Genomic DNA, 12,128 nt, shown 5'->3' on the forward strand with positions numbered 1-12,128 from the left:
CGTCAACCGATCTCAAATGCGTCGGCGGCAAGATGCGCGTGCCTGGCGTGCCAGTGCTGCGCGATCTGCAATCGCGTCGGCACCCAGACACGCTCGTGCTTGCCGATATAATCGAGGAAGCGGATCAGGCCCGCAGCGCGGCCGGGCCGGCCGGCGAGGCGGCAATGCAGGCCGACCGACATCATCTTGGGCGCGGTCTCGCCTTCGGCATAGAGCACGTCGAAGGCATCCTTGAGGTAAGTGAAGAACTGCTCTCCTTCGGCAAACCCTTGCGGGTTGATGAAGCGCATGTCGTTGGCATCCAGCGCATAGGGAATGACGAGCTGCTTGCCGTTCGCGCCCTTGATCCAATAGGGCAAATCGTCGGCATAGGAATCGCAGAGATAGAGGAAGCTGCCCTCCTCCATCAGCAGACGGTTGGTGTTGATCGAGGAGCGCCCGGTGTACCAGCCGAGCGGCCGCGCGCCGGTGGCTTCGGTATGGACGCGGATCGCCTCCGCGATCTCGGCGCGCTCCTGCGCCTCGGTCATGTCCTTGTGCTCGATCCATTTCAGGCTGTGACTGGCGATGTCCCAGCCCGCCTCGTTCATCGCCGCTACGATCTCGGGGTTGCGCTTGAGCGCGGTGGCGACGCCGAACACCGTGGTCGGCCAGTTGCGTTCGCCGAACATCCGCCACAGCCGCCAGAACCCGGCGCGCGAGCCGTATTCGAACATCGATTCGATATTGGCATGGCGCTGGCCGGGCCACGGCTGAGCGCCGAGCACGTCGGACAGGAACGCCTCCGAGGCCGGGTCGCCGTGCAGGATGTTGTTCTCGCCGCCTTCCTCGAAATTGACGACGAACTGCACTGCGATGCGCGCATCGCCGGGCCATTGCGGGTGGGGCGGGTTGCGGCCGTAACCGCGGAGATCGCGCGGATAGCTGTTATCGGTCACTCAGACTTCCTCAAAGCGGATCGGCTGGGCGCCCTTCCACAGCACGCTCTTGCCCAACGTTGCCAGATTCTCCAGGCCGGTGGTCAGCGTGATGAAATGGTTGCCGGCGAGCTGGCCCATCTTGCTCGCGAAATGGACGCTGCCATAGGCCAGGAGGATCTCGGTCTCGCTGATGCCGCCGGGATAGAGAATGATCTGCCCCGGCGCGGGGTAGCTGGTGTGGTTCTCGTAGCCGACGCCGAAATCGAGATCACCGAGCGGCATCCACACGCCCTCGCCGCTCCAGCGCACATGGATGATGTGGCTTTCGAACGGCAGCGCCTTGCGAAAGGCGGCGGCGGTCTTGGGCGCCAGCTGCTCCTCGAAGCGGGCATCGAAGGTGAAATCGCCGGCGTGGATAACGAGCTTGCTCATCTCATCTCTCTGGATCGGGGCCGGCCGCCCCGGCTCAAGCAAGAGCACTCCCGACGACTTCGCGCAAGTGGCGCGGTCGCATCACCGGCGGTCCCAGGACCAGCCGAACATGGCGCGCCGCCGCGGCGGCGGTTCCGGCTCGGTGCAGGCCGCGGCGTCTCCTCGCCGCGGTGTTTGCCGCAATGGATTCCATTGAACCGGATTGGGAGAGGCAAGTCCATCGGCGCCAGCGGGCATGATTGCCGAATATTTAGCCGGCATGGCCGGGCCGGCGGGCGCACCGCGTCATCGCCACTCGCTCTCGTGTCCCGGACAAGTCGCAACGCGCGAGCGTTGCGGCGCAGAGCCGGGACCCAGGGCGACACGGTCCAATGCCGCGACATGGGCCCCGGCTCTGCAGCGCACCGTACCGGACGATGCTTCGCATCGCCGGGGACGCTGCGCTGCGTCCGGGGCACGAGAGCGAGCTGGTCCTCCCATCACCACTGTCATTCCCCGCGAAGGCGGGGAATCCAGTACGCCGCGGCTTCTCGGATTGATCTCTGGCGTCTCTGGAATACTGGATCGCCCGCTTTCGCGGGCGATGACAGCGCGTGTACCTCGAGATCGCCCCTCTTGGTTGAGCCGGGATGGACGACACATACGTCAAAACCGAATTTCGGTAAAGTGGAATATTTTTGACGAGCGGGATTGACAGAGGCCGACACAGGCACGGTGCCGTAGCTCGGATGGAGCGCAAGCGTAATCCGGGACGATGCGAGATGCCGGGCGAGCGGCCCCGGATTACGCTTTCGCTCCATCCGGGCTACAAGAGCACCGACGCATCAAAAAGGGCGGTACAAAGCACCGCCCTCCGTCATGCAGTCCAATCGGGCCGCGTCGAAAACGATCGCTCAATACGATCCCTAGTAGCCCGGATCGTAATAGAATTGACCGCCACCGCCGCCGTAATAGCCGGGACCGCCGTAATAGCCGGGAGCACCATAGTAGGGACGCGGGCCGTAATAATAGCGGTTCTCGTAATATTCGCGACGCCGGCTCTCGGCGATCGCGCCACCGATCACCCCCGCAGCCAAGCCCATGAAGGCCAGACCGGCAGCGTTCGGCCCGCGTCGATAGTGGTGGCGACGCCGGGCTGCGCTGAAATCAGTGACCTCGGACGACCCCTGCCCTGCCGTGACGGGTTTTGCGGACAACGCCTCGACCGCCCCGGAGGACGCCGCAGCCGAGGGCGACACGGAGGTTGCGACCATGGCCAGGCTGGCGAACGCGGCCAGCGCCAGGTTGCGGCCGGCAGAAATCATCGGTCTAGCAGTCATTTTGACCTCCTGGGTTCTTGCGTAAAGATATGCAAACCACGTCAAATGCGCAAACCACTGAAATGGTTTCCTGATCGCGGCAATCCGCCACGCTTCGAACGATTGTAAACGAACGGCCAAATCGCAGCTTGCACCCTCCAACCTGAGCGGATAATGAACAGCCGCGCCGTTTTGCGGTCGCCGTAAGCGTTTGACGTGAACCAACGCATCAACCGACGTCGTCGGGAACGATGCCATTTCCAGGGTTCAACGTGATCGACGCGTCTTTCCATAAGAGAAATCAGATGATTGCGGTTCGCAAACTGCCGGCGCGCTATGCGCCGATCGTGATGCCGTTCGTGCTGTCCATCCTCATGACGGCGGTGGTGTCGGTCATTTCGACGCTCCGGAGCCTCGGCGCGACGCCGGCGTTCCTCGCGACCTGGCCCGGCGCCTGGGCGCTATCCTGGCTGGTCGCCTTTCCAACCCTGCTCGTGATGCTTCCACTGGTGCGGCGGATCGTGACCTGCCTCGTTGCAGCCCCACCCCGCCAATAGGCGCGCTTACGACAACGCCCCCAGCACGCCGCGCGTCGCCTTGTCGATCTCTTCGACATAGCGACGGCGGGCGAAGGTTTCGGTGAGAAAGCCGATCACCTTGCGGCTGTCGGTGGAATCGACCACCGCCAGCATTTCGGCCTCGGCCTCGTCGAACACGGCCATCGCCGACTTCACGTTCATTTCCGGGATCAGCACGATGTCGATCAGGCGGGCGAGCTCGACCACCTGGATGTCGTCGGCGATGCTGTCGAGATCATTCGAGAACAAGTCGGGGAGCATGACCAGCCCGACATATTCGTCCGCGTTGTTGACGATCACGATTCCGGGCCGCGAGCCCAGCGCGAACTCGCGGCGGACGGCGGCGATCGTCGTGGTCGCGGGCACTTTGCCGACGTCGGAGCGCATCAGCCGCTCCACGGTGAGATTGCGCAGCCAGCCGACGTCGTTGGCGCTGCGGATGGTCTCGCCGCGCAGATGCAGGCGCCAGGTCGAAAAGGAATGGCCGAACATGAACCGGACGCAGATCGAGGTGACGATGCAGCCGGCCAGCACCACGGCGGTGACATCGACGTTGCGGGTCATCTCAAGCACCAGGAACGACATGGTGAGCGGGCCGCCGACGATGGCGACGCCGAGTGTCGCCATGCCCGTCAGCATCGCGACCAGCGGATCGATCGCGAAGTTCGGGCTGATCAGAAGCAGCACCGCGGCAAAGAACTTGCCGATCAGGCTGCCGACGAACAGCGATGCGAAGAACAGGCCGCCGCGGAAGCCCGAGGCGAGCGAGATCAGGCACGCCGTCACCTTCAAGGCGATGATCAGCGCGATCAGGCCGATCGTCATGTCGTGAAAGAGGTCGAGCACCATGGCGCCATGGCCGGCCGCCAGCACCTGCGGCGTGATGATCGCGAAACCGCCGACGATCAGGCCGCCGAACACCGGGCGCAGCCAGACCGGCAGCCAGGCGAACAGGCGCTCGAACATCGGCGAGGAGCGCATCACGGCGATGCCGACGCCGCTGGTGATGAGCGCCAGCCCGATCAGTGCGAGATATTGCTCGACGCCGACAGCGCTGACCTTGGGTATCTCCAGCGAATACGGCGCGCCGCCGAGCCATTGCGCGGTCAACGCGCCGGCGAGCGAGGCGGCCAGGATCGGCGCGGCGCTGCCGACCGAATAGACGCCGACGATCAGCTCGCAGGCGTAGAAAGCGCCGGTGATCGGCGCGCCGAACGCCGCCGCGATCGCGGCGGCAGCGCCGCAACCGACCATCAGGCGGAGATCGTTGCGGCGAAGATTAAAGAACTTGCCGAGCAGCGAAGCAATTCCAGAGCCGATCTGGGTGTAGCCCGCCTCGAGGCCGACCGAGGCACCACAGCCGTTTGAGATCAGCGTCTGGCTCGACACCACCACGCTGTCGCGCATCGAGAGATTGCCGCCGCGCAGCGCATTCGCCTCGATCGGGTCGACCGCGTTCGATATCTTCATGCGCCGCCGCGACCATTCCATGATTCCGAGCGACAGCCCACCGAGCGCAGGCGCGATCAGGGCCGCCCACGGACTGACGCTTTCGTGAGCCGACAGGTGAACATCAATGGGAATGCCGTAGATCACTACATGCGCGATCTGGGCGATGTGGGCCATCAGCGTCACGACCGAGCCCGCGAGCGTGCCGATCACCAGCGCGAGCGGGATCAGGTAGAACTCGTTGCTGCGCAGGAGGGCGCGCAGCCGAACCATGGTGCGGTTCGTCCCCTTGCGATCGACGAGATGCCTGATCCGTACGAACACCCTCTGCCTGCCCTACCCTTCCGACAGGCCGTAGCCGGCCATGCGCTGGCGGACCCGCTCGATCTCGGCGCTGGGGAGCAGCGGCGGTCGTCCGATCTGGAGGCAGCCGTGATATTGCCGCGCCAGCGTCTCGACCTCGACGGCGAGCCACATCGCCTTGTCCAGCGTCTTGCCGATCGCGATCATGCCGTGGTGGTCGAGCAGGCAGGCAAGCCGGCCCTCCAGCGCCCGCACGGCATGTTCGGACAGGTCCGCCGTTCCGAAGGTCGCATAGGGCGCGCAGCGGATGCTGTCGCCGCCGGCCGCCGCGATCATGTAGTGCACCGGCGGAATCTCCATGCCCATGATCGCCAGGATGGTGCAATAGGTCGGATGGGCGTGCACGACGGCGTTGATCTCGGGCCGCGACTTCAGGATGTCGCGATGAAATCGCCATTCGCTCGACGGCTTCTGGTCGGGCCCGTGTGTGCCGTCCATGGTCATGAACACGATCTGCTCGGGCGTCATGGCCTCATAGGGCACGCTGGTCGGCGTGACCAGAAGCCCGTCCACATGCCGGACAGAGATATTGCCCGAGGTGCCCTGGTTGATGCCGAGCGCATTCATGCGCCGGCAAGCGTCGATGATGGCCTGTCGCTTGGCGAGCTCGTCCGTTGTCATCGACATCCCGATTTCCCGACGATGGTCTTGTTAGACCGGAAGTACGTCAAAGCAATATGGCAGTGCAAGCGAAAGCGGCCCGGATCGGGTGTCAAAACCACGAAACGGACGGCAAAACCAATGGATTCACCGCTATCGCGACGCCATGGCAGGCCCGTCCTGGAGGGCCGCAACCCCGTTGATCACGAACTGCCCGAATAGGCCGCGAGCAGCATGCGCGGGGACGCGCAAGAGCACGGCATTTCCGGTGGGTCCGAGGGTGCGTGCGATCGCGGAAGATCACCTGATAGGACGCGCCGAACAGCAGCAGCCCGCCGGCAATCTGGAGGACGGGATGCCGATCCCCGAGCTGGTCCAACATCGGTTTCCGAGCAGCGCGATCACCACCAAAATCGAAGCCGCGATCAGCGGTGGGCGCAGCGGACTGGGCGAAGCCGAGCATGTCTCGCCGGGCTCCCGGAACGCTGGAACGATGGCGGGCGGACTGACTTAGCCCGGCAGGACCGTTTTGCAAAATCACTGGAGACGATTGATGAGCGACAGTGGAATCGGAATGCTGCTCGGCCAGCTCTCGGCCAACCTGCTCTGGCTCTGGTTCATCGGAGCATTCGTGCTCGGTGGGATCCTCGTCTATGGCGTGATGAAGGCCGGCCACCTCAGGCGCGGCGAGCGGGCGCAGCTCGATCGCAACACCGAGGCGCGGCAACGCCAGGAAGATCCGTATAAGCGCCCAACCTGAGCATCGACCGGTTGCAGATTGGAACTTTCGTTAATGAAGCGGCTTTGATCGCCTGAGGATTGAGGAGGGCGAGGCCTTCCCGTGTCACCTCATGAGGAGGATGTATGGCTAAAGCAAAGAAACGAACCACCAAGAAGACCGCGACGCGCCGCCCGCGTCAGGCGCCCAAGATGCTCAGCGACCTGTTTCTGGAGACGCTGAAGGACATCTATTTCGCCGAGAACAAGATCATCAAGACCCTGCCGAAGATGGCCAAGGCCGCGCAGTCGAAGGAGCTGGCCGCCGCCTTCAACAAGCACCTGCGCGAGACCCAGGGCCAGGTCAAGCGGCTGGACCAGATCTTCAAGATGCTGGGCAAGCCGGCACGCGGCAAGCCCTGCGAGGCCATCAACGGCATCACCGACGAGGGCGCCGAGATCATGAAGGACTTCAAGGGCGCACCGGCGCTCGATGCGGGACTGCTCGCGGCCGCCCAGGCGGTCGAGCACTACGAGATCTCCCGCTACGGCACCTTGCGGACCTGGGCCGAGGAACTCGGCATGCAGGACGCGGCAAGCCTGCTTCAGGCAACGCTGGACGAAGAAGAGGCGACTGATCACACACTGACGGAGCTCGCGACGTCCGTGATCAACCTCGAAGCGGAGGAGGAATACCGCGCCGCGGCCTGACCCCCGCCGCTGTCAATGACGGAACGCCGCGGCCCAGCCGCGGCGTTTGTTTTTGGATTGCACGACAGCGCATGGCACGCCAGCGGCGGCGCACTGGATTTTCCGGGAACCGGCCCCATATGCAGGCTTTCCCACCCCTGAGCCTTCCACATGCAACCCAAAAATCCCCTCGACTGGATGCTGTCCGAAGCCCTGGATTCGCTGACCCGCGCCGACCGGCTGCGCCAGCAGTTCGGCCGCCAGGAAGCCTGCTGGGAGCCGCCGATCGACGTGCTGGAAACCGAGCACGAGCTCCTGATCCTGGTGGCGCTCCCGGGCGTCAATCCGGACAATGTCGAGACGGTCATTCATGACGGCGTGCTCGTCATCTCCGGGCAGCGCACTCTGCCGCCGGAGCTCCGCAACGCCCGCATCCACCGGCTCGAGCTGCCACAGGGCCGCTTCGAGCGGCGCATCGCGCTTCCCATCGGCCGCTACGCCATCAGCCGCTTCGTGATGGACGGCTGCGTCGCACTGCGCCTCGCCAAATCCTGAGGTCGATCATGGCCACCGAACAGATGAACAACGAACAGACCAATAACGACGCGAAGATCCCCGACGACGCGCTGATCATCATCCCCGTGCGCGAGATGGTGCTATTCCCCGGCGCCATCGCGCCGATCACGATCGGCCGGGCGAAGTCCATCGCCGCCGCCCAACAGGCGCTGCGCGAGCAGCGGCCCGTCGGCATCGTCCTGCAACGCAGCCCCGAGACCGACGCGCCCGGGCCCGACGACCTCTACCGGGTCGCGACCATCGCCAACATCGTGCGCTACATCACCGCGCCCGACGGCACCCACCATATCGTCTGCCAGGGGGTGCAGCGCGCACGCCTGCTCGACTTCCTGCCGGGGACGCCGTTTCCCGTGGCGCGCTTCCAGCAGATTCCCGAGCCGACCACGACTTCGCCCGAGATCGAGGCCCGCGCCCTGAACCTGCAGCGTCAGGCCATCGAGGCGATCGAGCTGCTGCCGCAGGCGCCGCCCGAGCTGGCTGCGATGTTCCAGGGCACCAGTGCGCCGGGCGCGCTGGCGGACCTGGCGACCTCGTTCATGGACATCAAGCCGCAGGACAAGCAGGAGGTGCTGGAGACCATCGACCTCGTCTTGCGCGTCGAGAGGGTGTCCAAGCACCTGGCCGAGCGGCTGGAGGTGCTGCGCATCTCCAACGAAATCGGCCAGAAGACCAAGGCCTCCTTCGACGAGCGGCAACGCGAGGCGATCCTGCGCGAGCAGATGGCGACCATCCAGCGCCAGCTCGGTGAAGGCGACGGCAAGGCGGCCGAGGTCGCCGAGCTGACTTCTGCCATCGCCAAGGCGAATATGCCGCCCGAGGCCGACGCGCACGCCAAGAAGGAGCTGCGCCGCTACGAGCGCATGCCGGAGGCCGCCGGCGAAGCCGGCATGGTCCGCACCTATCTCGACTGGCTGATCGAGCTGCCCTGGGCGCTGCCCCCGGAAAAGCCGATCGACATCAAGGAGGCGCGAGCCATCCTCGACGCCGACCATTTCGGCCTGGAGAAGATCAAGGGCCGGATCATCGAATATCTGGCGGTCCGCAAGCTCGCCCCGCAGGGCAAGGCGCCGATCCTTTGCTTCGTCGGTCCGCCCGGCGTCGGCAAGACCTCGCTCGGCCAATCCATCGCCCGGGCGATGGACCGTCCCTTCGTGCGCGTCAGCCTGGGCGGCGTGCACGATGAGGCCGAGATCCGCGGCCACCGGCGCACCTATATCGGCGCGCTGCCGGGCAACATCATCCAGGGCATCAAGAAGGCAGGCAGCCGGAACTGCGTCATGATGCTGGACGAGATCGACAAGATGGGCCGTGGCGTGCAGGGCGATCCCTCGGCCGCCATGCTGGAGGTGCTCGACCCCGAGCAGAACGGGACGTTCCGGGACAATTACCTGGGCGTGCCGTTCGACCTGTCGCGCGTGGTGTTCATCGCGACCGCCAACATGCTGGACCAGATCCCGGGCCCGCTGCTGGACCGGATGGAGCTGATCAGCCTCGCCGGCTACACCGAGGACGAGAAGCTGGAGATCGCGAAGCGCTATCTGGTGCGGCGGCAGCTCGAGGCCAACGGCCTTTCGGCCGAGCAGGCCGAGATCGAGCCGGAGGCGCTGAAGCTGGTGGTCAAGGGCTACACCCGCGAAGCCGGCGTGCGTAACCTCGAGCGCGAGATCGGCAAGCTGTTCCGGCACGCCGCGGTGCAAGTCGCCGAGGGCACGGCGGAAAAGGTCGTGATCGCGGCGAAGGACATCGTCACCGTGCTCGGCCAGCCGCGGTTCGAAGGCGAGATCGCCCAGCGCACCAGCATTCCGGGCGTGGCCACCGGCCTTGCCTGGACGCCGGTCGGCGGCGACATCCTGTTCATCGAGGCATCAAAGGTGCCCGGCAAGGGCGGCATGATCCTGACCGGTCAGCTCGGCGACGTCATGCGCGAGAGCGTACAGGCTGCGATGACGCTGGTGAAGAGCCGTGCCTCGCAGCTCGGCATCGATCCGCAAGCGTTCGAGAAGAGCGACATCCACGTTCACGTGCCGGCGGGAGCGACCCCGAAGGACGGACCGAGCGCGGGCGTTGCGATGTTCACGGCGCTCACGTCCCTGCTCACCAACCGCACCGTGCGCAGCGACACCGCCATGACCGGCGAGATCTCGCTGCGAGGCCTGGTGCTGCCGGTGGGCGGCATCAAGGAGAAGGTGGTCGCAGCCGCGGCCGCCGGCCTGAAGCGGGTGATGCTGCCGGCGCGCAACAAGCGGGACTACGACGACATCCCGAAGAGCGCGCGGGACAACCTCGAATTCGTCTGGCTGGAGCGCGTCGACGAAGCCATCGCCGCGGCGCTCGAGCCGGTCGGGGCTCAGGTCAACGCGAAGGTCGAAGCGGCGGAGTGAGGCGATGAAGAAATTGCTGGAGAAAGCAACGGGATCGCGGAAGACGCAGCGGTTGCGCCAAATGCTCGATCGCGCGATCGACCGGCTTCGCGATGCGCTGGCGGCGCCGGGGCCGCAGCTTCAACCCGTTCCGGTCAGGGTGAAGCGCCGCAAGGGTTGAGCCCTCCGTCTCAAGTCCTCGCGGCTGCCCCAAACAAAAGGCCCCCTTATCCGAGGGGGCCTTTGTCGTTAGCCCACGGCGTCCTTGGCCGCCTTGACCGGGCGGGCGCGGACGATCTTGCGGGCCGGCTTGGCCTTGAACATCATCTCTTCACCCGTGAACGGGTTGGTGCCCTTGCGTGCCTTGGTCGCCGGCTTCTTGATCACGACGAACTTGGCGAAGCCCGGCACCAGGAACAGGCCGTTCTTCTTGAGCTCCTTGTGACCGACGTCGGTCAGCGTCTCCATGACGTTCTTGACGTCGCGCTTGGAAAGCTCTGTGGCGGTCGCAATCTTTTCGATCAACTGCGATTTGGACATTTGGGTGGCCATCGTGTCTCCTCTGATTCGTGACGGCTGCATATTAGACCAACCGGCGAAGGCCTATAGCCTTCTGCACAGTTTTGTCGCGGTTTTACGGGCTTTTTTGGCCCCATGTGGCAAAAAACCCTGCATTTTAGCCACTTCCAGTGCGGAAGAAGCCTTGAGCAGCGGATTTTGCCTTGTTTCAAAGGCCCGCACGACATCTTGCTAGAACTGATTCGCCGCTTTCGACAAGCGACGACCGGCCTCTTTCTGACGGGAAGCGCGCGATTCACCCTGAAAAATAAGGGCTCGATCGATATCGCCGGTCTTCCTCCCCGTAAAAGCAGGGAGAAAGTGACGGGCGATCGGCTAGACGCGCTCGATGATGATGGCGGGCGCCATGCCGCCGGCGGCGCACATGGTGACGAGACCGCGCTTGAGATCGCGCCGTTCGAGCTCGTCGAGCACGGTGCCGATCAGGATCGAGCCGGTGGCGCCGATGGGATGACCGAGCGCGATCGAGCCGCCGTTGACGTTGACCTTGGCACGATCGAGCTCGAGGTCGCGGATGTATTTTTCCGCCACCACCGCGAACGCCTCGTTGATCTCGAACAGGTCGATGTCGTCGACGGTCAAGCCCGCCTTCGCCAGCACCTTGCGCGTGGCCGGCACCGGCGCGTTCAGCATCAGGGTCGGCGAATCCCCCATATTCGCCATCGCCACCACGCGGGCGCGGGCTTTGAGGCCATGCGCCTTGGCGTAAGCGGGCGAGGCCAGGAGGATCGCCGCGGCGCCGTCGACGACGCCGGACGAGTTGCCGGCATGGTGCACGAAATCGATCTTGAGATCAGGATATTTCTGCAGGATCAGGCCGCGATAGGTCGTGCCCTTGTCGTCGAGCGCATAGTCGGCGATCGCCGGGAATGCCGGCTTCAGGCTGCTCAGCCCCTCCATCGTGGTCTGCGGCCGCGGATATTCCTCGTGGTCGAGTGCAAGGCTGCCGTCCTCGCGGTGAACAGGCACGAGGCTCTTCTTGAAGTAGCCGTTCGCGATCGCGTGCGCGGCCCGTTTCTGACTCTCCAGCCCGAGCGCGTCGACATCCCCTCGGGTAATGCCTTCCAGCGTCGCGATCGCATCCGCGCAGACGCCCTGATGCGACTGCGGATGCCGCGCGCGCAGCCGCAGATTGCCGTTGTCCATCATCATCGGGCCACTGCCGCGGCGGCCCTCCATCGACATCATCTCGCAGCCGCCGGCGATGACGAGGTCTTCCGCACCGGCCATGATCGAGGATGCGGCCATGTTGACGCTGGTGATGCCGCTTCCGCAAAAACGATCCAGCGTCACGGCGCTGGCGCGCACGTCGTAGCCCGCATCGAGCGCCGACATCCGGCCGAGATCGCCGCTTTGCGTTGCGACCTGCGCGCTGCAGCCCCAGACGATGTCGTCGACGTCGGCGGTGTCGATGCCGGTCCGCTCGGCGAGCGCGCGCAGCACGGTTGCGCCCAATTGCTGCGGATGAATGCCCGAGAGTGCCCCCTTGCCGGCCTTGCCGACGCCGCGCGGGGTCCGGCAGGCATCGATGATCAGTGCGTCAGCCATGGGCATGTCCTCTTTGTT

Annotated in this window: 14 protein-coding genes; 7 read left to right on the top strand and 7 right to left on the bottom strand. The window is 65.0% G+C overall.

What is annotated here, in order from left to right; genetic code table 11:
• Positions 1-2 precede the first annotated feature (2 nt).
• The 3 genes from puuE to DCM80_RS00195 all read right to left on the bottom strand — a co-directional run bounded on the left by puuE (position 3) and on the right by DCM80_RS00195 (position 2,671).
• Positions 3-938: an allantoinase PuuE gene (gene puuE, locus DCM80_RS00185; protein ID WP_257195182.1), complete on the bottom strand. Its 936-nt coding sequence runs from the start codon at positions 936-938 to the stop codon at positions 3-5.
• A complete protein-coding gene (locus DCM80_RS00190; RefSeq protein ID WP_257195183.1) occupies positions 939-1,352 on the bottom strand; it encodes a DUF3830 family protein in 414 nt (137 codons plus the stop codon).
• A gap of 905 nt (positions 1,353-2,257) precedes the next feature.
• Entirely contained in the window at positions 2,258-2,671 is a 414-nt protein-coding gene (locus tag DCM80_RS00195) for a hypothetical protein (protein ID WP_257195185.1), read from the bottom strand.
• Positions 2,672-2,955: 284 nt separating this feature from the next.
• Here DCM80_RS00195 and DCM80_RS00200 point away from each other — a divergent pair, with 284 nt between their 5' ends.
• Entirely contained in the window at positions 2,956-3,207 is a 252-nt protein-coding gene (locus DCM80_RS00200; RefSeq protein WP_257195186.1) for a DUF2798 domain-containing protein, read from the top strand.
• A 6-nt stretch (positions 3,208-3,213) separates the two neighbouring features.
• Here the strand turns inward: DCM80_RS00200 and DCM80_RS00205 are convergent, their stop codons facing one another.
• A complete protein-coding gene (locus DCM80_RS00205) occupies positions 3,214-5,001 on the bottom strand; it encodes a chloride channel protein (RefSeq protein WP_257195187.1) in 1,788 nt (595 codons plus the stop codon).
• 12 nt (positions 5,002-5,013) lie between these two features.
• The gene (locus DCM80_RS00210; protein ID WP_257195188.1) at positions 5,014-5,667 is read right to left on the bottom strand and encodes a class II aldolase/adducin family protein; all 654 of its coding nucleotides are present in this window, start codon (positions 5,665-5,667) and stop codon (positions 5,014-5,016) included.
• A gap of 253 nt (positions 5,668-5,920) precedes the next feature.
• Here DCM80_RS00210 and DCM80_RS31265 point away from each other — a divergent pair, with 253 nt between their 5' ends.
• From DCM80_RS31265 to DCM80_RS00240, 6 genes are all read left to right on the top strand, one after another.
• The gene (locus tag DCM80_RS31265) at positions 5,921-6,154 is read left to right on the top strand and encodes a hypothetical protein (RefSeq protein ID WP_373569380.1); all 234 of its coding nucleotides are present in this window, start codon (positions 5,921-5,923) and stop codon (positions 6,152-6,154) included.
• Positions 6,155-6,193: 39 nt separating this feature from the next.
• Positions 6,194-6,400, top strand: a complete 207-nt coding sequence (locus tag DCM80_RS00220; protein ID WP_257175776.1) for a hypothetical protein — start codon at positions 6,194-6,196, stop codon at positions 6,398-6,400.
• Between the two features lie 104 nt (positions 6,401-6,504).
• The gene (locus tag DCM80_RS00225; protein WP_257195189.1) at positions 6,505-7,068 is read left to right on the top strand and encodes a ferritin-like domain-containing protein; all 564 of its coding nucleotides are present in this window, start codon (positions 6,505-6,507) and stop codon (positions 7,066-7,068) included.
• Positions 7,069-7,218: 150 nt separating this feature from the next.
• Positions 7,219-7,602, top strand: coding sequence for an Hsp20/alpha crystallin family protein (locus DCM80_RS00230; protein WP_028137762.1), 384 nt, complete (start codon positions 7,219-7,221; stop codon positions 7,600-7,602).
• 8 nt (positions 7,603-7,610) lie between these two features.
• The gene (gene lon, locus DCM80_RS00235) at positions 7,611-10,004 is read left to right on the top strand and encodes an endopeptidase La (RefSeq protein WP_257195190.1); all 2,394 of its coding nucleotides are present in this window, start codon (positions 7,611-7,613) and stop codon (positions 10,002-10,004) included.
• 4 nt (positions 10,005-10,008) lie between these two features.
• Positions 10,009-10,164, top strand: coding sequence for a hypothetical protein (locus DCM80_RS00240; protein ID WP_257195192.1), 156 nt, complete (start codon positions 10,009-10,011; stop codon positions 10,162-10,164).
• Between the two features lie 68 nt (positions 10,165-10,232).
• On the opposite strand, the gene DCM80_RS00245 is transcribed toward DCM80_RS00240, so the two are convergent.
• On the bottom strand, positions 10,233-10,535 hold the full coding sequence (locus tag DCM80_RS00245; RefSeq protein ID WP_025037698.1) for an HU family DNA-binding protein: 303 nt from the start codon (positions 10,533-10,535) through the stop codon (positions 10,233-10,235).
• A gap of 342 nt (positions 10,536-10,877) precedes the next feature.
• Positions 10,878-12,110 carry an acetyl-CoA C-acetyltransferase gene (locus DCM80_RS00250; RefSeq protein WP_257195193.1) on the bottom strand — a complete coding sequence of 411 codons (1,233 nt, stop codon included), beginning with the start codon at positions 12,108-12,110 and terminating at the stop codon, positions 10,878-10,880.
• Positions 12,111-12,128 lie beyond the last annotated feature (18 nt).

The organism is Bradyrhizobium sp. WBOS08 (genome assembly GCF_024585125.1).
Taxonomy (GTDB): Bacteria; Pseudomonadota; Alphaproteobacteria; order Rhizobiales; family Xanthobacteraceae; genus Bradyrhizobium; species Bradyrhizobium japonicum_B.